This is a genomic window from Streptomyces sp. NPDC020898, assembly GCF_044333925.1.
Lineage (GTDB): Bacteria > Actinomycetota > Actinomycetes > Streptomycetales > Streptomycetaceae > Streptomyces.
In genome coordinates this window covers 296189-318514 of record NZ_JBIRRV010000011.1, presented here as the reverse complement: position 1 = coordinate 318514, position 22326 = coordinate 296189, and the positions used below count along the sequence as shown (strand labels likewise).

The 22326-nt window shown below is 72.5% G+C and carries 2 protein-coding genes and 1 pseudogene; all 3 read right to left on the bottom strand.

From position 1 onward, the window contains the following. Positions 1-42: 42 nt before the first annotated feature. Positions 43-4947 carry a type I polyketide synthase gene (locus ACH4TV_RS31375; RefSeq protein ID WP_398404025.1) on the bottom strand — a complete coding sequence of 1635 codons (4905 nt, stop codon included), beginning with the start codon at positions 4945-4947 and terminating at the stop codon, positions 43-45. A 69-nt stretch (positions 4948-5016) separates the two neighbouring features. Further along, positions 5017-16305: an SDR family NAD(P)-dependent oxidoreductase gene (locus ACH4TV_RS31370; RefSeq protein WP_398404023.1), complete on the bottom strand. Its 11289-nt coding sequence runs from the start codon at positions 16303-16305 to the stop codon at positions 5017-5019. Positions 16306-16370: 65 nt separating this feature from the next. Beyond that, a pseudogene (locus ACH4TV_RS31365) lies at positions 16371-22304 on the bottom strand (SDR family NAD(P)-dependent oxidoreductase); the annotation flags it as partial. Between the last annotated feature and the right edge of the window lie 22 nt (positions 22305-22326).

The following is a 22326-nucleotide window of genomic DNA, read 5'->3' as shown; positions in this document are numbered from 1 at the left end:
GGGGCGGGACGAGGGCCGGAGATGGGTGCGGGGCGGGCGCGGTCAGGAGTCGGAGTTGTTGAGCACGAGGTCCACCAGCGCCGCGGCGTCCAGGCCGTCCACCTCGTCCAGACCGTCCACCTCGTCCGGGGCGTGTGTGCCGTCCGGCCCGCGCACACCGGCCGGGCCGCCCGGCCCGGGGCGCAGACCAGCGAGTTCGAGCAGGCCGTCGAGCAGGCCCGCGTCCCGCAGCCGGGCGAGCGGCACGGTCTGCAGCGCCTGCCGGATCGCGGCCTCCCGCGCCTCACCGTCCGCCGGCACCGCGAGGAGGCCGTCGAGGTGGTCGGCCGCCGCACGGGCGTTGGGGTAGTCGAAGGCGAAGGTGGCGGGCAGCTTGGTGCCCACCGCCGCGCCGAGCTTGGCCGCCAGCTCGACGGCGGTGACCGAGCTGAAGCCCAGCACCCTGAACCCGCCGTCCGCCTCGATGTGTTCAGGCCCCGGGTGGCCGAGCACGGCCGCGGCGTGGCGGCGTACGAGGTCGAGCAGGATCTCCCGCCGTTCACCGGCCGTCGCCTGTCCGAGCCGGGCAAGGATTCCGTGCTCCGCGGCTCCGCCGCCGGACCGCGCCCCGCCCAGGGATACGGCGGACGCTCCGTCCACCGCCCCGTCCAACGCGGTACGCACCCCGGGCAGATCCCCGATCAGCGGGCTGGGCCGGAAGGCGGTGAACCCCGGGGCGAACCGGGCCCAGTCGACATCAACCACGCTCACGCAGGTCTCGCCCCGGTCAAGCGCCCCCTGCAGGGCGGCGATGGCCGATTCCGGCGCCATCGGCCGCAGGCCCAGAGAGCTGAGGAACTCCTCGCCCTCCATACCCGCCATGCCGCCACCGCCCCACAGGCCCCAGGCGACCGAGGTCGCGGGCAGCCCCTCGGCCCGGCGCTGTTCGGCCAGCGCGTCCAGGGCGGCGTTGGCGGCTCCGTACGCGCTCTGCTCGGCGCTCCCCCACACCCCGGCGCCCGACGAGTACAGCACGAACGCGTCCAACTCCTTTTCGCGGGTGAGGTCGTGGAGGTTCCGGGCCCCGCTGACCTTGCCCGCGAGCACGGCGGCGAGCTGGGCCGGGTCCGTGTCCGCCAGCGGCGCCGAGTGCGGGACACCGGCGGCGTGGAACACCGCTGAGAGCGGCCGCCCGGCGGGCAGCGTCTCCAGCAGCTCCCGCAGCGCGTCCCGGTCCGCCACATCGCAGGCCGCGACGGTCACGTCGACGCCCAACTCCTTGATCTCAGCGCAGAGTTCGGCGGCTCCCGGCGCGCTCTCGCCCCGGCGTCCGACCAGGATGATGTGCTCGGCACCGCCGCGGGCGAGCCACCGCGCCAAGTGTCCGCCGAGCGCGCCCGTGCCGCCGGTCACCAGGACCGTGCCGCGCGGCTCGTAACCCGCCTTCCCCCCGGCCCGGCGAGCGGGCGCGGCACCGACGGCGGGCAGCAGCCTGCGGCCGTACGCACCCGACGCCCGCAGCGCCACCTGGTCCTCAGCGCCGGACTCCGACAGGACAAGAGCCAACTGCTGCCCGAGCCGCCCGGGGACGGCACCCTCCGCATCGGCGGGAAGGTCCACCAACCCGCCCCACCGGGTGGGGAGTTCGAGCGCCACGCAGCGGCCAAGGCCCCAGACCTGAGCACCGACGGCGGACGGCCGCTCCCCGGGGGACACCGCGACCGCCCCGCGGGTGACGACCCACAACTTCGGGTCCGCACCCGGCACCGCACCCGCCGCGGCCACGTCCGCCCATGCCTGCGCGAGCAGCATCGTCCCGGCCGTGGCCAGGTCGACGCCCGGGTGGCGCGGGTGCTGCCGCTCGTCGGCTCCCAGGAGGGAGAGGGCTCCGGCGAAGGGCGCCTCTCCTTGGGCTTCTTCGGCTTCTTCGGCTTCGGCGAGGGCGGCGGTGAGGCGTGCCGAGAGGGCGGCGCGGTCGGCCTCTGCCACGTCGACCAGGAGGCGGGCCACGGTGGCGCCGTGGGTGGTCAGCGCGTCCTGGAGGTCCTGGGCCATGCGCGCGGCGACCGGGTCCAGCAGCTCAGGCACGACCAGCAGCCAGCGCCCCTCAAGGCGTGCCGCGGCCACATCCCCCAACACCACGCTCTTCCACACCACTTCATACGACAGCCCGTCATCCGACCGCTCCGCCACCACAGCCACAGCCGCAGCCGTGGCCGTCGAGCGGTCCGCCTCAAGCCAGTACCGCTGCCGCTGGAAGGGGTAGGTGGGCAACTCGACACGGCGGGCACCAGTCCTCTCGAAGAGCACCGGCCAGGTCACGTCCACGCCCTGCACGAACGCCTCCGCCACCGAGGCCACAAAGCGGCGCAGACCGCCCTCACCACGACGCAACGAACCCACCACGCATACAGGGTCGTCACGCAGTTCGGCCGTCTCCTGAACCGCCGGGACCAGCACCGGGTGCGCACTGGACTCCACGAACACCGTGAAACCGTCTGTGAGTACGCGCTCGACGGTCTCCTGGAAACGGACCGGCCGACGCAGATTCCTGAACCAGTACTCCGCATCCAGACCCGCCGTGTCGATGAGGCCCGCCTCGACCGTGGAATAGAACGGGACCGTGCCCGACCGCGGGCGGATCCCCGCAAGGGCCTCGAGGAGATCCGCGCGGATCCCTTCCACATGAGCCGAGTGGGAGGCGTAATCCACCGCGATCCGACGCGCCCGAACCCCCTCCGTCTCACAGCCTTCCACGAACTCCACGACCGCCCCGGCATCCCCGGCCACCACCGTCGCCGACGGACCGTTCACCACCGCCACACTCAGCCGGCCATCCCAGACCCCCAGCCGCGACTCCACCTCGGCCACCGGCAACGCCACCGACGCCATCCCACCCCGGCCCGCCAACTCCCCGGCAATCACCCGCGCACGCAGTGCCACCACACGGGCCCCGTCCTCCAACGACAGACCACCCGCCACCACCGCCGCAGCAATCTCACCCTGCGAATGCCCCACCACCGCATCCGGCACCACACCCAACGACCGCCACAACGCCGCCAACGACACCATCACCGCAAACGACACCGGCTGCACCACATCCACCCGCCCCAACGCAGCCTCATCCCCCAACACCTCCGACAACCGCCACTCCACCAACCCCTCAAACGCCGCCTCACACCGCGCCATCGACTCCGCAAACACACCCGACTCGCCCCACAACCGCACCGCCATCCCCGCCCACTGCGTCCCCTGACCCGGGAACACAAACACCGAACGACCACCCACCTGAGCAGCCACACCCGACACGACATCGGCCGACGGCTCACCCACAGCCAACGCCCCAAGACCAACGGCCAAATGGCCCCCATCCCCGGCAAGCACCACAGACCGGTGCTCGAAGACCGACCGCGACACCACCGACGACCAACCCACATCCACCAACCGCGCGGCCCCCGCCACACCCACCAACCGCCCCGCCTGCTCACGCACCACACCCGCACTACGCCCCGACACCACCACCGGCACCACCACAGGAGGCGAAGCAACCTCCTCCTCTGCGTCCCCCGCCCCGTCCGCATCCGGCGCCTGCTCCAACACCACATGCGCATTCGTCCCACTCACACCGAACGCAGAGACGCCTGCCCGCCGCGGACGCCCCACCTCCGGCCACGACTCCTGCCCAGTCAGCAGCGACACCGCCCCCGCCGACCAGTCCACCTCCCCCGACGGCTCGCCCACATGCAGCGTCTTGGGCAGCACACCCTCCTGCAGCGCCATCACCATCTTCATGACACCGGCCACCCCCGCAGCCGCCTGCATATGGCCCACGTTCGACTTCAACGAGCCCAGCCACAACGGCCGTTCACCATCACGCTGCCCATACGTCGCCAGCAGCGCCTGCGCCTCGATCGGATCCCCCAGACGCGTCCCCGTCCCATGCGCCTCCACCACATCCACATCACCCACACCCAACCGCGCATCCGCCAACGCCCGACGGATCACACGCCGCTGCGCCGGACCACTCGGCGCCGTCAGACCATTACTCGCACCGTCCTGATTCACCGCCGAACCCCGCACCACCGCAAGCACCCGGTGACCGCTGCGCACCGCATCCGACAACCGCTCCACCACCAGAACACCCGCACCCTCAGCGGGTCCGAAGCCGTCCGCGGAGTCGGCGAACGCCTTGCAGCGGCCGTCGGGAGCCACTCCGCGCTGCCGGGAGAAGCGCACGAACACATCGGGGGTGGCCATGACGGTCGCGCCGCCGGCGAGGGCCAGGTCGCACTCGCCACTGCGCAGCGCCCGTACCGCCAGGTGCAGGGCGACCAGCGACGACGAGCACGCCGTGTCCACCGTCACCGCCGGGCCCTCCAGGCCGAGAACGTACGAGATGCGGCCGGAGGTGAAACTCACGACTCCGCCGGTGAGGAGCTGGGCCTCAAGTTCGGCCGAGGGCTGGGGGATTCCGTCGGCGTAGCCGCCGTTCCAGGCGCCCACGTAGACGCCCGTCCGGGTGCCGCGCAGCGCATGCGGGTCGATCCCCGCCCGCTCCAGCGCCTCCCACGACGTCTCAAGCAACAACCGCTGCTGCGGGTCCATGGCGAGCGCCTCACGCGGCGAGATACCGAAGAACCCCGCGTCGAACTCCCCCGCGTCAGGCAGGAACCCACCCTCACGGACGTACGCACGACCCGCCGCGTCCGGATCGGGGTCGTACAACCCCGCCACGTCCCAACCCCGGTCCACCGGGAACGGCGAAATCGCGTCCACCCCCGACGCCACCAGATCCCACAACCCCTCCGGCGAGGACACCCCACCCGGGAACCGGCACCCCATACCCACGATCGCCACCGGCTCATGCTCCCGGTCCTCCAGATCCTTCAGGCGTTCGGTGGTCCGGTGGAGTTCCGTGGTGGTCCGCTTCAGGTAGTCGCGGAGCTTCTGCTCGTGTTCGGTCGCCATGTCTCACATCACCCGTCAGCTAAGTCGTCAGTCCGTGCGGTGGCCCGGCGGTCCGGTGGCCTCAGTTGGTCAGGAGTCGCCGAGCTTCTCGTCGAGGAAGGCGAAGATCTCGTCGTCGTCGGCGGAGTCGATGTCCTCGACGATCGAGTCCGACGCGCCGCGCTCTGGTGCCGACCGGTCCTCCTGGAGGCCCTTCCAGTGGGAGCTCAGCGCCGCGAGGCGTACGGAGATCTCCCTGCGGGCGATGTCATCGGGCACGACGGAGCTGAGGTCGCCCGCGGTCATCCCCTTGAACGCCGCTTCCAGGCGTTCGAGTTCGGCCAGCAGCGGCGCTGCGGCCGGCGTCTCGGGAACGAGCCGCGAACGCAGGTGTTCGGCGAGCGCGTCCGGAGACGGGTGGTCGAACACGAGGGTTGCCGCGAGGTGCAGTCCCGTGGCCGAGGCGAGCCGGTTGCGCATTTCGACGGCCGTCAGCGAGTCGAAGCCGAGGTCCTTGAACGCGCGGTCGCCGCGGATGCCGTCGGCGCCGGTGTGTCCGAGGACGAGGGCCGCATGCATCCGCACGGTGTCGAGGAGGAGCTGCCGCTGTTCGGCCTCACCGAGCCCGGAGAGCCGGTCGGCGAGCGACGCGGCGTCGCCACCGCCGGGCACGCCCGGCGCACCCGGGTCCGTCGGCGCCGAACCCCCCTGGCGGACGGCGGAGTTGCCCGTACCGCCGCGGACGAGGCCACCGAGGATCGGCGGGATGTCTCCGCCCGCGCCCAGGGTGGCGGTGTTGAAGTGCACGGGCACCTGGAGCGCCTCGTCGATGCCCTGGGCCGCGTCGAACAGGGCCATGCTCTCCTCTCCGGACAGCGGCAGCACACCGCCCCTGGCCATGCGGCGGAGCAGGTCGCCGCTGTCCAGGTGTGCGGTCATGCGGCCGCTCCCGGCCAGTCCCCAGCCGAGGGAGAGTGCGGGCAGCGACCGGCCGCGCCGGTACTGGGCGAGCCCGTCCATGAAGCTGTTCGCGGCGGCGTAGCTGCCCTGTCCTGCCCCCCCGAGCAGGGCGGCGACGGAGGAGAACAGGACGAACGCCGAGAGATCGAGGCCGAGTTCGGGGTCGAGCGCCGCCTCGTGCAGGTTCAGGGCGGCGTCGGCCTTGGGCCGCAGCACGCCGTCGATCCGGTCCGGGGTCAGCGAGGTGACGACGCCGTCGTCGAGGACGCCCGCCGCGTGCACGACCCCGGTGAGCGGACGCTCGCGCGGCACGCTCTTCAGGAGCTGCCACAGCGCCTCGCGGTCGGCGACATCGCAGGCGGCCATGGTCACGGAGGCACCCAACTCGGCCAGTTCGTCGGCGAGTTCGCGGGCGCCTTCGGCGTCGGGGCCCCGTCGGCTGGTGAGCAGCAAGTGCCGTACTCCGTGCTCGGTCACCAGGTGCCGGGCGAGGGTGCCGCCCAGGTTTCCGGTGCCACCCGTGATCAGGACGGTGCCGTGTCCGGTGAAGGCGGGCGGCATGGTCAGGACCAGCTTGCCGACGTGTCCGGCCTGGCTGAGGGTGCGGAAGGCGTCGGGGGCGCGCCGGATGTCGTACGCGGTGACCGGCAGCAGGCGCAGCGCCCCGGACGCGAACAGCTCAAGCAGCTCGGTGAGCATGCCGCCGACCAGCTCCGGTCCTGCCTCCATCAGCTCGAAGGCCCGGTAGCCGGTGCCCGGGTGGTCGGCGGCCACCTGTACGGCTTCGCGCACGTCGGCCTTGCCCAGCTCCACGAACTTGCCACCGCGCGGCAGGAGTCGCAGCGAGGCGTCGACGAACTGCCCGGCGAGGGAGTTGAGTACGACGTCCACGCCGCGCCCCCCGGTCTCCTCGAAGAACCGGTCCTCGAACTCCAGGGTCCGGGAGTTGGCGATGTGCCGGTCGTCGAGGCCCTGTTCGCGCAGCACGTCCCACTTGCCCGGACTTGCGGTGCCGTAGACCTCGGCGCCGAAGTGGCGGGCCAGCTGGACCGCGGCCATCCCCACGCCGCCGGCCGCCGCGTGGACGAGCAGCGACTGGCCTGGGCGCAGGACGGCGAGGTGCTTGAGCGCGTAGTAGGCGCTGAGGAAGACGGCGGGCACCGAGGCGGCCTCCGCGTACGACCAGCCGCGCGGCATCGGGGCCACCATGCGGTGGTCGGCCACCGCGTACGGCCCGAACCCGTCGGTCCACATGCCGAGCACCCGGTCGCCGACGGCGAGACCGGTCACCTCCGGCCCTACCTCGGTGACCACTCCGGCACCCTCGGCGCCCATCACGCCCTCGCCCGGGTACATGCCGAGGGCGATGAGCGTGTCACGGAAGTTGAGCCCGGCCGCACACACCGCGATCCGCACCTGGCCCGCCGCGAGCGGAGCGGTGTCCGCGGTGCCCTGCACGAGCGCCAGGTCCGAGAGCGTGCCGGAGCCGCTTCCTGCCAGGCGCCAGGCCCGGGAACCGGCGGGCGGCAGCAGCGCCTGCGTGTCCCGCGCGGGCAGCGTCGCCAGCCTGGGCGCCCGTACCTCGCCCCCGCGGATCGCGAGTTGCGGTTCACCGGAGGCCAGCGCGGCCACCAGGGTTGCCCCGTCCACGGGTCCCTCGTCCAGATCGACGAGCACGAAGCGGTCGGGCTGCTCCGACTGGGCGGACCGTACGAGGCCCCAGACCGCCGAGGCAACCGGGTCCCGCAGCGGGTCCGCGTCGCCCGTGGACACCGCGCCGCTCGTGAGGAACACCAGACGCCGCCCGGCGCCCGCGTCCGCCCCTTCACTCTGCCCCTGGCCCTGCCCCACTCGCAGCGACGCGTCGTCGGCGGACAGCCAGCCCTGTACGAGTTCGAGGGCCTGGTGTACGGCGCGACGGACCGCATCGGCGTCCATGGCGAGCGAGCGCGGGACGGGGGCGGCTATGAAGCTCCCCGTAGCGGCTATCGCGTCGGCCAGGTACTTGCAGCGCTCGTTCGGTATGCCCGCCAGGTGCAGACCCTCCGCGAGCCCGAAGCCACCCTCGTCCCCGACCACGAGCCAGCGTCCCGCGGTTGCCGCTGCGGCGGCGGACGCCTCGGAGGCGACGGAGGCCGACGAAGCCGACGAGGAAAGGACCGGCCACTCAACCCGGTGCAGCAGACCCCGGCCCGCGTCCTGCCCGGCCGGGCGGAACTGGTCCGGGGAGACCGGGCGTACGGCGAGCGCGTCGATCTCGCAGACGAGCCGCCCCTGGTCGTCGGCACACTCGACGCGTACGGCGTCGTCACCGGCGCCCGAGACCCGGACCCGCAGCCGCTCGGCTCCGGTGGCGTACAGGCGTATGCCGCGCAGCGTGAACGGCACCCGGGCCCGGCCGTCGTCGGGGAAGAACGAGCCCAGGCTCATCGTCTGGAAGGCCGCGTCGAGCAGTGCCGGGTGTATCCCGAAGCCTTTGGCGCCGGTCGTGGTCCTCCGCTCCAGGGCGACCTCGGCGTACACGTCGGTCCCGTCGTGGTGTCCGGACCGCACTCCCTGGAACAGGGGGCCGTATCCATATCCGCGCTCGGCGAAGGCCGCGTAGAAGTCGGCGGGCCAGAAGCCGTCCGTCCCCTGCGTGCTCCAACCAGCCCGTACGAGCGTGGAGTTGCCGTCCGTGTCCCCGTCGGGAGCCGAAGGGGCGGGGGCGACGATGGCTTCGGCATGCTTCGTCCAGACCGGCGTCCCCGCGTGCTCGCCGTGCTCGTCACGCTCATCGCGCTCGTCCGGACGCGAGTGGACGGTGACCGCGCTGCGCCCTTCGGCGTCCGCCGCGCCCACGACAAGGCGCAGCCGTACGGCGGCGCTGTCGGACAACAGCAGCGGCGCGGCCAGCGCCAGCTCCTCGACCAGCTCGCATCCCTGCTGCCGTCCGGCCCACAGCACGAGGTCCACGAAGGCCGCACCGGGCAGCAACGGCACGCCCAGCAGGGTGTGTTCGAGCAGCCAGGGTTGAGTGTCGGCGGTGAGTCGGGCGGTGTAGAGGTGCTCGCCCCCGTCGGGAAGCTCTATGCCCGCGTCGAGCAGCGGGTGACCGGCCTCCGCCATCCCGAAGGAGGTCACGTCGCCGTGGCGCGCCGGGCTGTTGTACCAGTAGTTCTGCCGTTGGAAGGGGTAGGTGGGCAACTCGACACGGCGGGCACCAGTCCTCTCGAAGAGCACCGGCCAGGTCACGTCCACGCCCTGCACGAACGCCTCCGCCACCGAGGCCACAAAGCGGCGCAGACCGCCCTCACCACGACGCAACGAACCCACCACGCATACAGGGTCGTCACGCAGTTCGGCCGTCTCCTGAACCGCCGGGACCAGCACCGGGTGCGCACTGGACTCCACGAACACCGTGAAACCGTCTGTGAGTACGCGCTCGACGGTCTCCTGGAAACGGACCGGCTGACGCAGATTCCTGAACCAATAGGCCGCATCGAGGCCGGCCGTATCCACCACGGCGGCCTCTACCGTCGAGTAGAACGGGACCGTGCCCGACTGGGGTTGGATCCCGGCCAGGAGCTGCGTCAACTCCGCCTCGATCGTCTCCACGTGGGCCGAGTGCGAGGCGTAGTCCACCGGCAGCACACGCGCCCGCACCCCCTCCCCCTCACACCCGGCAACAAACTGCGCCACCGCATCCGTATCACCGGCGACCACAGTGGCGGACGGCCCGTTCACCACCGCCACACTCAGCCGGCCATCCCAGACCCCCAGCCGCGACTCCACCTCAGCCACCGGCAACGCCACCGACGCCATCCCACCCCGGCCCGCCAACTCCCCGGCAATCACCCGCGCACGCAGTGCCACCACACGGGCCCCGTCCTCCAACGACAGACCACCCGCCACCACCGCCGCAGCAATCTCACCCTGCGAATGCCCCACCACCGCATCCGGCACCACACCCACAGAACGCCACAACGCCGCCAACGACACCATCACCGCAAACGACACCGGCTGCACCACATCCACCCGCCCCAACGCAGCCTCATCGCCCAGAACCTGCGACAACCGCCACTCCACCAAGCCCTCAAACGCCGCCTCACACCGCGCCATCGACTCCGCAAACACACCCGACTCGCCCCACAACCGCACCGCCATCCCCGCCCACTGCGTCCCCTGACCCGGGAACACAAACACCGAACGACCACCCTCGACCCCAACAACACCCGACACCACATCGGCCGACGGCTCACCCACAGCCAACGCCCCAAGACCAGCGGCCAAATGGCCCCCATCCCCGGCCAGCACCACAGACCGGTGCTCGAACACCGACCGCGACACCACCGACGACAACCCCACATCCACCAACCGCGCGGCCCCCGCCACACCCACCAACCGCCCCGCCTGCTCACGCACCACACCCGCACTACGCCCCGACACCACCACCGGCACCACCACAGGCATCACCGCAGGAGGCGCACCAGCCTCAGCCTCCCTGCCCTCCTCCGCATCCGGCGCCTGCTCCAACACCACATGCGCATTCGTCCCGCTGAGCCCGAAGGCGGACACCGCGGCTCGCCGCGGACGCCCCGCCTCAGGCCAGGCCACCGACTCGGTCAGCAGCGACACCGCCCCCGCCGACCAGTCCACCTCCCCCGACGGCTCCTCCACATGCAGCGTCTTGGGCAGCACACCCTCCTGCAGCGCCATCACCATCTTCATGACACCGGCCACACCCGCAGCCGCCTGCGTGTGCCCCACGTTCGACTTCAACGAGCCCAGCCACAACGGCCGTTCACCATCACGCTGCCCATACGTCGCCAGCAGCGCCTGCGCCTCGATCGGATCCCCCAGCCGCGTCCCCGTCCCATGCGCCTCCACCACATCCACATCACCCACACCCAACCGCGCATCCGCCAACGCCCGACGGATCACACGCTGCTGCGAGGGGCCGTTCGGCGCGGTCAGACCGTTGCTGGCACCGTCCTGATTCACCGCCGAACCCCGCACCACCGCAAGCACCCGGTGACCGTTGCGCACCGCGTCCGACAACCGCTCCACCACCAGAACACCCGCACCCTCAGCGGGTCCGAAGCCGTCCGCGGAGTCGGCGAACGCCTTGCAGCGACCGTCGGGAGCCACCGCCCGCTGCCGGGAGAACTCCACGAGGACCTCCGGCGTCGACATGACGGTCGCGCCGCCGGCGAGGGCCAGGTCGCACTCGCCACTGCGCAGCGCCCGTACCGCCAGGTGCAGGGCGACCAGCGACGACGAGCACGCCGTGTCCACCGTCACCGCCGGGCCCTCCAGGCCGAGAACGTACGAGATGCGGCCCGACATGACGCTGGCGGAGTTGCCGGTGCCCAGGTAGCCGTCGAAGCTCTCGGTGCCGTTCTGTAGCAGCGGCATATAGTGCTGACCGTTGGTGCCCATGAACACGCCGGTGCGGCTGCCCCGCTGGTCGGCCGGGTCCATCCCGGCCCGTTCGAAGGACTCCCAGGCGAGTTCGAGGACGAGTCGCTGCTGCGGGTCCATGGCGAGCGCCTCACGCGGCGAGATACCGAAGAACCCCGCGTCGAACTCCCCCGCATCATGCAGGAACCCACCCTCACGGACGTACGCACGACCCGCCGCATCCGGATCGGAGTCATACAGCCCCGCCACGTCCCAGCCGCGGTTGGTCGGCAGGCCCGTGATCGCGTCGCGGCCCTCCGTGAGCAGCTCCCAGAGCTCCTCGGGCGTGCCGACGTCTCCGGGGAAGCGGCAGGACATGCCGATGATGGCGATCGGCTCCTCCTGGTGCACCGGGAGGGTGCCTTCCTGAGCACCCGCCTCGGCACCAGACTGCTCGGCGCCGTCCTCGCCGAGCAGTTCCCCGCGCAGCTGCTCGGCGAGTGCGCGCGGGTTGGGGTGGTCGAAGACGAGGGAGGCCGGGAGGGTGATGCCGGTGGCTTCCTGGAGCCGGTTGCGCAGTTCGACGGCCGTCATCGAGGTGAAACCGACGTCCTTGAACGCCCGGTTCGGGTCGACCGCGCCGGGCGAGGTCTCTCCCAGGACCGCCGCCACGTGTGCCGTGACCAGTTCCATGAGGGCCTTGCGCTGCGCGACCCGGGGCTTGTCCCGCAGAGCGCGGGCCAGGTCCGTGCCGCCGGACGCCCCGTTTCCTGCGGCCTGTTCGGCGGTGGCCGCCGCCTCTGCCGTACGGATCCTCCGGACTTCGGGCAGTTCGTCGAAGAGGGCGGTGGGACGTACGGAGCCGAACGACGCGAGGAAGCGTTCCCAGTCGATGTCCGCGACGGCGGCACAGGCCGCTCCGCGCGCGAGCGCCCGGTTCAGTTCCGCGAGCGCCACCTGCGGCTCCAGCGGAGCGATGCCGTACTGCCGCAGCGACTCGGCGTCGGCGCCTTCCGCGGTGACGGAGCCCTCCCAGGGCGTCCAGGCGACGGAGACCGTCGGCAGGCCGCGGGCACGGCGACGCTCGGCCAGCGCATCGAGATGGGCGGCCCCGGCGGCGTACGCACCCTGGCGGGCACCGCCCCACACTCCCGAAACCGAGGAGATCAGGACGAGTTCGGGTGCGGCAGCCCCGTCGAGGAGCGCGTCGAACCGCGTTGCGGCGTCGGTCTTGGCGGCGACGGCCGCGGCGAACTCGGCCGTGTCCGTCGACTCCAGCGGAGCGAGCGCCGCAGCGGGCGGAACGATCACGACCGTGGTGGGGGCGTGCGCGTCGAGGAGGCCGGTGAGGGCCTCGCTGTCCGAGAGGTCATGGACGACGGCGGCCGTCACGTGCTGCGTCACGTCCGCGAGCGCGGCGGGGAGTTCGGTCAGGGCCGGATCCGCGAGGACGACCCGCTCCGCGCCGTCCGTGAGCAGTCGGCGGACGAGTGGCTCACAGACGGCGTCGATGTCCCCGACAAGGAGCACGGTGCCGCGGGGCCGCCACTTCTCCGTGGCCGGGCGGGCAGCGGCCCGCACGACACGACGGCCGTACGCACCCGAGGGCCGCACCGCCAACTGATCCTCACCGGCCGCGGCACCAGTGGCGAGACCAGTGGCAAGAGCTCGCACCGCGAGCCCCGCCGACCGCGCATCGGCATCCCACGGCACATCGATCAAACCACCCCAGCGATCAGGCAGTTCCAGCGCCGCAACCCGCCCGGACGCCCACAACTGCGCACCCGCCACCACAGGCACCTCACCCGGCACCACAGACACCGCACCCCGGGTCACCGCCCACACCCGCACCCCGACACCGTCCTCCCGCGCGGCCTGCCGCATCAGCGTCAGCGACCCGGCCAGGGCGAGCGGCACTTCGGCGTGCACCGGGTGCGGGCCCTCTACCAGACCGAGCAGCGACACGATGCCGGTGGCACCCGTCGCGGCCTCGGTGTATCCGTCGAAATCCGTGGCGGCAGGGTCCACGGTGAGTGTGGCCACGGTGGCGCCGTGGGTGGTCAGCGCGTCCTGGAGGTCCTGGGCCATGCGCGCGGCGACCGGGTCCAGCAGCTCAGGCACGACCAGCAGCCAGCGCCCCTCAAGGCGTGCCGCGGCCACATCCCCCAACACCACGCTCTTCCACACCACTTCATACGACAGCCCGTCATCCGACCGCTCCGCCACCACAGCCGCAGCCGCAGCCGCGGCCGTCGAGCGGTCCGCCTCAAGCCAGTACCGCTGCCGCTGGAAGGGGTAGGTGGGCAACTCGACACGGCGGGCACCAGTCCTCTCGAAGAGCACCGGCCAGGTCACATCCACGCCCTGCACGAACGCCTCCGCCACCGAGGCCACAAAGCGGCGCAGACCGCCCTCACCACGACGCAGCGAACCCACCACGCATACAGGGTCGTCACGCAGTTCGGCCGTCTCCTGAACCGCCGGGACCAGCACCGGGTGCGCACTGGACTCCACGAACACCGTGAAACCGTCTGTGAGTACGCGCTCGACGGTCTCCTGGAAACGGACCGGCTGACGCAGATTCCTGAACCAATAGGCCGCATCGAGGCCGGCCGTATCCACCACGGCGGCCTCTACCGTCGAGTAGAACGGGACCGTGCCCGACTGGGGTTGGATCCCGGCCAGGAGCTGCGTCAACTCCGCCTCGATCGTCTCCACGTGGGCCGAGTGCGAGGCGTAGTCCACCGGCAGCACACGCGCCCGCACCCCCTCCCCCTCACACCCGGCAACAAACTGCGCCACCGCATCCGTATCACCGGCGACCACAGTGGCGGACGGCCCGTTCACCACCGCCACACTCAGCCGGCCATCCCAGACCCCCAGCCGCGACTCCACCTCGGCCACCGGCAACGCCACCGACGCCATCCCACCCCGGCCCGCCAACTCCCCGGCAATCACCCGCGCACGCAGTGCCACCACACGGGCCCCGTCCTCCAACGACAGACCACCCGCCACCACCGCCGCAGCAATCTCACCCTGCGAATGCCCCACCACCGCATCCGGCACCACACCCACAGAACGCCACAACGCCGCCAACGACACCATCACCGCAAACGACACCGGCTGCACCACATCCACCCGCCCCAACGCAGCCTCATCCCCCAACACCTCCGACAACCGCCACTCCACCAACCCCTCAAACGCCGCCTCACACCGCGCCATCGACTCCGCAAACACACCCGACTCGCCCCACAACCGCACCGCCATCCCCGCCCACTGCGTCCCCTGACCCGGGAACACAAACACCGAACGACCACCCACCTGAGCAGCCACACCCGACACGACATCGGCCGACGGCTCACCCACAGCCAACGCCCCAAGACCAGCGGCCAAATGGCCCCCATCCCCGGCCAGCACCACAGACCGGTGCTCGAACACCGACCGCGACACCACCGACGACAACCCCACATCCACCAACCGCGCGGCCCCCGCCACACCCACCAACCGCCCCGCCTGCTCACGCACCACACCCGCACTACGCCCCGACACCACCACCGGCACCACCACAGGCATCACCACCGGCATCACCGCAGGAGGCGCACCAGCCTCAGCCTCCCTGCCCTCCTCCGCATCCGGCGACTCTTCAAGGACCACGTGCGCGTTCGTCCCACTCACACCGAACGCCGAGATGCCTGCCCGCCGCGGACGTCCCGCCTCAGGCCAGGCCACCGACTCGGTCAGCAGCGACACCGCCCCCGCCGACCAGTCCACCTCCCCCGACGGCTCGCCCACATGCAGCGTCTTGGGCAGCACACCCTCCTGCAGCGCCATCACCATCTTCATGACACCGGCCACCCCCGCAGCCGCCTGCGTGTGTCCCACGTTCGACTTCAACGAGCCCAGCCACAACGGCCGTTCACCATCACGCTGCCCATACGTCGCCAGCAGCGCCTGCGCCTCGATCGGATCCCCCAGACGCGTCCCCGTCCCATGCGCCTCCACCACATCCACATCACCCACACCCAACCGCGCATCCGCCAACGCCCGACGGATCACACGCTGCTGCGCCGGACCACTCGGCGCCGTCAGACCATTACTCGCACCGTCCTGATTCACCGCCGAACCACGCACCACCGCAAGCACCCGGTGACCGCTGCGCACCGCATCCGACAACCGCTCCACCACCAGAACACCCGCACCCTCACTCCAGCCCGTGCCGTCCGCGGAGTCGGAGAACGCCTTGCAGCGACCGTCCGAAGCGAGCCCCCGCTGCCGCGAGAACTCCACGAAGGTGCCGGGGCCTGCCATGACGGTCACGCCGCCGGCGAGGGCCAGGTCGCACTCACCGCTGCGCAGCGCCCGCACCGCCAGATGCAACGCCACCAGCGACGACGAACACGCCGTATCCACCGTCACCGCCGGGCCCTCCAGGCCCAGCGTGTAGGAGACACGGCCGGTGAAGACGCTGCCGGTGTTGCCGATGCCGAGGAACCCGCCCACCTCGTCGTCGAGGGCGGCGCCTGCCGTGTAGCTGCCGTAGTCGTGGTACATCACTCCGGCGTAGACGCCGGTCTGGCTGCCGCGCAGCGCATGCGGATCAATCCCCGCCCGCTCCAACGCCTCCCACGACGTCTCAAGCAACAACCGCTGCTGCGGATCCATCGCCAACGCCTCACGCGGCGAAATACCGAAGAACCCCGCGTCGAACTCCCCCGCATCATGCAGGAACCCACCCTCACGCACATACGTACGCCCAGGAAGGCCCGGCTCCGGGTCGTACAACCCCGCCACGTCCCAACCCCGGTCCACCGGGAACGGCGAAATCGCGTCCACCCCCGACGCCACCAGATCCCACAACCCCTCCGGCGAGGACACCCCACCCGGGAACCGGCACCCCATACCCACGATCGCCACCGGCTCATGCTTGGCCGACTCGGCCTGGCGTACCTGCTCGCGTGCCTCGTGAAGATCCGTCATGGCGCGGCGGAGGTATTCACGGAGCTTCTCTTCGTTGGTGGCGGGCGACGCAGAAGACACGGTGCTCTTCTCCAAGGATGGGAACGGGCGGCAAAGGGGGGAGGGGGTGGTGGCGGCGCCTGGGGCTACGTCAATCGGAAGTCGCTGTCGAGGAGTTCGAACAGCTCGTCGTCGCTGCCGGTCGCGAGGCGTTCGCCGATCGATGCGGCGCCGGGGTCCGGTTGGCCGGGGAGGCCCGGCCCGGTGGCCGCGTCGGTTCCGGACGGTGCGGCGAGTGCGCCGAGAAGGTCCTGGAGGCGTTCCGCGACGTGGGTGCGGCTGATGTCGTCGGTGACCGCGGCGGCGAGACCGTCCCGGATCCTGTCGAGCGCGTCGAGGACCGACTCGACGTCCGTCGGGGCCTCCTGGCCGCCCTTGGGGAGTTCCTGCTCCAGATGGTCGGCGAGCGCGGCGGGCGTCGGGTGGTCGAAGACCAGCGTGGCGGGCAGCCTGAGCGCGGTGAGCGTGGTGAGGCGGTTCCGCAGTTCGACGGCGGTCAGCGAGTCGAATCCGGCTTCCTTGAAGGGGAGTTGCATCTGGACGCGCTGTGCGTCGCCGTACCCGAGCACCGACGCGACCTCGGCGCGGACGAGCGTCCGCAGTGCCGCGGTGCGCTCACCGCGTGCCTTTCCGGCGAGCCGTTCAGCCAGGGTGACCGCGGGCCCGGCGAGGGCACCGTGGCCGGCGTCCGGATCCGGCGTCACGGCACCGGCCGCCGGGGGCGTGGCGGGCGTGGCGCGGCGCGGGGGCACCAGCGCGTGCAGCACCTCCGGCACCGCGGCCGCGCCCGAGCGCAGGCCGTCGAGGTCCAGGCGCAGCGGCAGCAGCAGGGCTTCGTCCCCGGCCGGGTCACAGGCGTCGTCGAGCAGGGCGAGGCCGTCGGCAAGGCCGATGGGCAGGATTCCGGAGCGACGCAGCCGCGCCAGGTCGGCGGCCTCAAGGCCCGCCCCCATCCCCGCGCCCATCCCCGCGCCCGTTCCGTTGCCCTGTCCGTTGCCCTGTCCATCGCCCGCTCCGCTGCCCGTGGCGTCGTCGCCCCACAGGCCCCAGGCCAGGGAGACGGCGGGCAGGCCCTGCGCCCGCCGCCAGGCGGCGAACGAGTCGAGGAAGCTGTTCGCGGCCGCGTAGCCGGACTGGCCGGGACTGCCCAGCGTGCCGGAAGCGGACGAGAAGAGGACGAAGGCGCTCAGGTCGAGTCCGCGGGTCAGTTCGTGCAGATGCGTCACCGCGTCGGCCTTGGGGCGCAAGACCGCCGAGACCCGCTCGGCGGTCTGCGCCGTGACGATGCCGTCGTCGAGGACGCCCGCGGTGTGCACGACGCCGGTGAGCGGATGCGCGGCGGGGATGGCGGCGAGGAGGCCTTCGAGGGCCGCGCGGTCGGTGGTGTCACAGCTGACGATCTGCGCGACGGCACCCAACTCGGCCAGTTCCGCAACGAGTTCGGAGGCCCCGGGAGCATCCGTGCCGCGCCTGCTCGTGAGCGTCAGATGGCGGACGCCGTGCCGGGTCACGAGGTGCCGGGCGACGGCGCTACCGAGCGTTCCGGTACCGCCCGTGATGAGCACCGTGCCGTCCGGGCACCAGGGGGCGGAGGGGCTCCCGGCTTCCGCGGAGTCCCGGGTGGCCCTGACGAGCCGGGGAACGAGGAACTCCCCATGACGAACGGCCAGTTGCGACACTCCCGACGTGACGGCCCAGGACAGGGCGCGGTAGGACGCCGCCGGGTCGGACGGGTCCCCGTCCACCAGGACGAAGCGGCCCGGGTGCTCGGCCTGGGCGCTGCGCAACAGCCCCCAGACGGCGGCGGCGGCCGGGTGGACGGCGCCGCCCGTCCCGGTTGCCACGGCTCCGTGCGTCAGGACGACGAGGCGCGCGCCCGCGAAGCGGTCGTCAGCCAGCCAGCCCTGGACCAGGGCCAGCGCGCGCCGGGTCAAGTCGTGCGCACCGGCGGCGAGTTCATCACCGTCACCGGCGAACTCCGCCACGACGTAGTCGGGCAGGAGCGCGTCGGAGGCCGCGAGAGCGGGCAGGTCGGCGTAGGTCTGCACAGGGGCCCCCGAGACGGCTCGGGCGCCCTCCGGGAGGGCCGGATCGTGAGGGCCGACGACACCCCACGCACCGGCTGCCGCCGCCCCGGGTACGGGGCGCTCGGGCACGGACCCGGCGACGGGCGTCCACGCCAGCCGGAACAGCGGCGTGCTCTCGGCCTCCGCGCCGCGGAGCTGGTCCGCTTCGATGCGGCGCAGCGCAAGCGAGCGAGCGGCGAAGACCAGGCGGCCGGCCGGGTCGGCGGCCGCGACGGTCACGGCCTCGGGTCCCGCCGGGGCGATCCGTACGTGCAGGGAGGTGGCGCCGCGGGCGCCGAGCCGTACGTCGCTCCACGAGAACGGCAGCAGGCCGTGCGCGCCTCCGGCGAACTGCTCGCCGGACCCGATGGCGTGCAACAGGGCGTCGAGGAGCGCCGGGTGCACGCCGTACCGGGAGGCGTCGACGGCCGCCTGGTCCGGCAGCCGTACCTCGGCGAAGATCTCCTCGCCGCGCCGCCAGACGGCGCGCAGGCCCTGGAACGCGGGGCCGTACTCCACGCCCGCGGCCGCGAAGTGCGCGTACTCCGCCGCGATGCCGTCCGTGTCGATGGCGACCGGGGTGACCCCGGCGGGCGGCCAGGCGCCGAGCAGCTCCGCGGGCACCGCACCACCACCGCCGCCGTCGCCCGCACCCGCCTCGGCGTCAGCCTCCGTCTCGCCGCCCGCGCCCGCGTCGGCGTTCGAGTCCGAATCCGAGCCCGAGTCCGAGTCCGAGTCGAGGCTGCCGGCCGCATGCCGGGTCCAGCCGGTCTCGGCCTGCGGATCCGCGTCCGCCGGCCGGGAGTCGATGCGTACGGTACGGGTGCCCGTGGCATCCGCGCCGCCCAGCGTGACGCGCAGCCGGATCCCCGTCCCGTCCTCGGGCAGGACGAGGGGCGTAGCGAAGGTGAGTTCGGCGACCCGGCCGGCGCCCGCCGAGGCGGCGATGTCGAGGAGAGCCGCGCCGGGCACCACCGTCCGGCCCCAGACACGGTGGTCGGCGAGCCACGGGTGGGTGCGCGTGGAGAGCAGCCCGGTCCTGACGGTGCCTTCCCCGTCGGGCAGGTCGATGGCGGCGGAGAGCAGCGGCTGGTCCGCGGCGTCGAGACCGACGGCGGCGAGGTCGGCGGCGGCGAGGTCGGCGGCGGGCGCCGGGGCGTCCAGCCAGTAGCGGGTGCGCTGGAACGGATAGGTGGGCAGCTCGGTGGCGGGCCCCGTGCCCTCGCCGCCCTCGCCGTGCGGGGCGGCCAGGTCGACGGGGACGCCGTGGGTGTAGACCGTGGCCAGGGCTCCGACGCAGGTCGTCGTCTCGTCACGGTCCCGGCGCAGCACGGGCACCATTACCACGGCACTCTCCTGCGCATCGGCCTCGGATCCTTCCTCCTCGGCCAGGCAGTCGCGCCCCATGGCGGAGAGGACCCCGTCGGGCCCCAACTCGACGAAGGTGTCGATGCCTTGGGCGCGCAGGGCGCGGAAGCCGTCGAGGAAGCGCACGGCCTCGCGCGCGTGCCGGACCCAGTACTCCGGGGTGCACAGCATGCTGCCCTGCGCCACCTCGCCGGTCAGGTTCGAGACCACCGGGATGCGCGGCTCAGAGTAGGCGATGTCCCGTGCGACGCGGGCGAAGGGCTCAAGGACGGCGTCCATGTGGGGCGAGTGGAAGGCGTGGCTGACGGGCAGCCGCTTGGTGCGGCGGCCCCTCTCCTGCCACAGCGCCGTCAGCTCGGCCACCGCGTCCTCGTCGCCGGAAATCACCGTGGCGGTGGGCCCGTTGAGGGCCGCGACGGCGACCTGTCCGGCACGCCCGGACAGGAGCGGCGCAATCTCCGCCTCGCTCGCCTCGATCGCGGCCATCACCCCCCCGGACGGCAGCTCCCCCATCAGCCGGCCGCGCGCCGCCACGAGGCGGGCGGCGTCAGGCAGGGTGAACACTCCGGCGGCATGGGCGGCAGCCAGTTCGCCGACCGAGTGCCCCATGAGCGCGTCGGGCCGCAGCCCCCACTCGCTCACCAGGCGGAACAGGGCCACCTCCAGGGCGAAGAGCGCGGGCTGGGTGTACTCGGTGCGGTCGAGGAGGCCGACCGCCGCGCTCCCCGGCTCGGCGAACATCACCTCGCGCAGCGGGCGGTCCAGGTGCCGGTCGAGTTCCGCCACCGTCTCGTCCAGGGCGCGGGCGAACACGTCGTACCGCTCGTGCAGTTGACGTCCAGCGGCCGGCCGCTGGCTGCCCTGCCCGGTGAAGAGCAGGGCGGTACGGCGGCCGCGCTCGGCCCGGCCGGTGATCAGCCGGGGTCCTGCCGCCTCCCCCCGCGCCAACTCCTCAAGTCCTACGAGGAGTTCGTCGGCGTCCTGACCGAGTGCGACGGCGCGGTGCTCGAAGGAGGTACGGGAGCGGGCCAGGGCCCGCCCGATCGGGGCGGGTGCCACGTGAGGGGAGGCGGCGAGATGCGCGTGGAGCCGCTGCGCCTGGGCGCGCAGGGCCGCTTCGGTGCGGCCCGAGAGCGGCCAGCCGCCGAGGCTCGTGACCGGCCCCGGCTCCGGGTCCGCTGCCGCGGCACGGCCGTCCGGGGCCACGGCACCGCTGCCCGGTGCGCTCCCCGGAATGCCGGTCGGGGCGCCCTCCAGGATCAGGTGCGCGTTGGTTCCGCTCGCGCCGAAGGAGGAGATGCCGGCGCGGCGCGGGGCGTCCTCCCGGTCGGGCCAGTCCCTGGCCTCCGTGAGCAGTTCGACCGCGCCCGCCGACCAATCCACGCGGCTGGAGGCCTTGGTGACGTGCAGGGTGCGCGGCAGCCGTCCGTGCCGCATGGCGAGGACCGTCTTGATGATTCCGGCGACGCCCGCCGCGGCCTGGGTATGGCCGATGTTGGACTTCAACGAACCGAGCCACAGCGGCCGTTCGGCGCTCCGGCTCGTCCCGTAGGTGGCGAGGAGGGCCCCCGCCTCGACGGGGTCGCCGAGCCGGGTGCCGGTGCCGTGCGCCTCGACCGCGTCGATCTGGTCGGGCCCCAGGTCGGCGTTGGCGAGGGCCTGACGGATGACCCGTTGCTGGGCGAGGCCGTTGGGGGCCGTGAGGCCGTTGCTCGCGCCGTCCTGGTTGACCGCGGAGCCGCGGATGACGGCGAGGACCTTGTGGCCCTTCTCCGCCGCGTCCGAGAGCCGCTCAAGGAGCAGCATGTCCGCGCCCTCGGCGAAGCTGGTGCCGTCGGCCGTGTCCGAGAACGCCTTGCAGCGCCCGTCGGAGGCCAGGCCGCCGAGGCGCGCGAAGTCGACGAAGAGGTCCGGCGTGGACAGCACGGTCGCCCCGCCCGCGAGCGCCATGTCGCACTCCCGCTGCCGCAGCGCCTGCGCCGCCAGATGCACGGCGACCAGCGACGAGGAGCAGGCGGTGTCGACGGTGACGGCCGGGCCTTCCAGGCCGAGGGTGTAGGCGATCCGGCCCGAAGCGATGCTGCCCGCACTGCCGTTGACCAGGTAGCCCTCCATCCCCGGGGGGATCTCGTTGAGACGGGCGCCGTAGTCGTGGTACATGACGCCCGCGTACACCCCGGTGCGCGAGCCCCGGGCCGCGGCGGGGTCGATTCCGGCCCGCTCGAACGCCTCCCAGGCCGTCTCCAGGAGCAGCCGCTGCTGCGGGTCCATGGCGAGGGCCTCGCGCGGGCTGATGCCGAAGAACTCCGCGTCGAAGTCGGCGCTGTCGTGGAGGAATCCGCCCTCGCGGGCGTAGCCGGTGCCGGCCTCGTCCGGGCCGGGGCCGTGCAGCGCGCCGAGGTTCCAGCCGCGGTCTTCGGGGAACGGCGAGACGGCGTCGGTGCCGGAGTCGACCAGCTGCCACAGGGCCTCGGGCGAGTCGACGCCGCCGGGCAGGCGGCAGCTCATCCCCACGATGGCGATGGGTTCGCGGGCGTTCTCCTCAAGGGTGTTCAGCCGCTGGCGCGTGCCGTGCAGTTCGGCGGTGACCCGCTTGAGGTAGTCGCGG

Excerpts from the sequence above, each read along its gene's own strand:
- ACH4TV_RS31375 (WP_398404025.1), bottom strand. The coding sequence starts at position 4,947 with ATGGCGACCGAACACGAGCAGAAGCTCCGCGACTACCTGAAGCGGACC.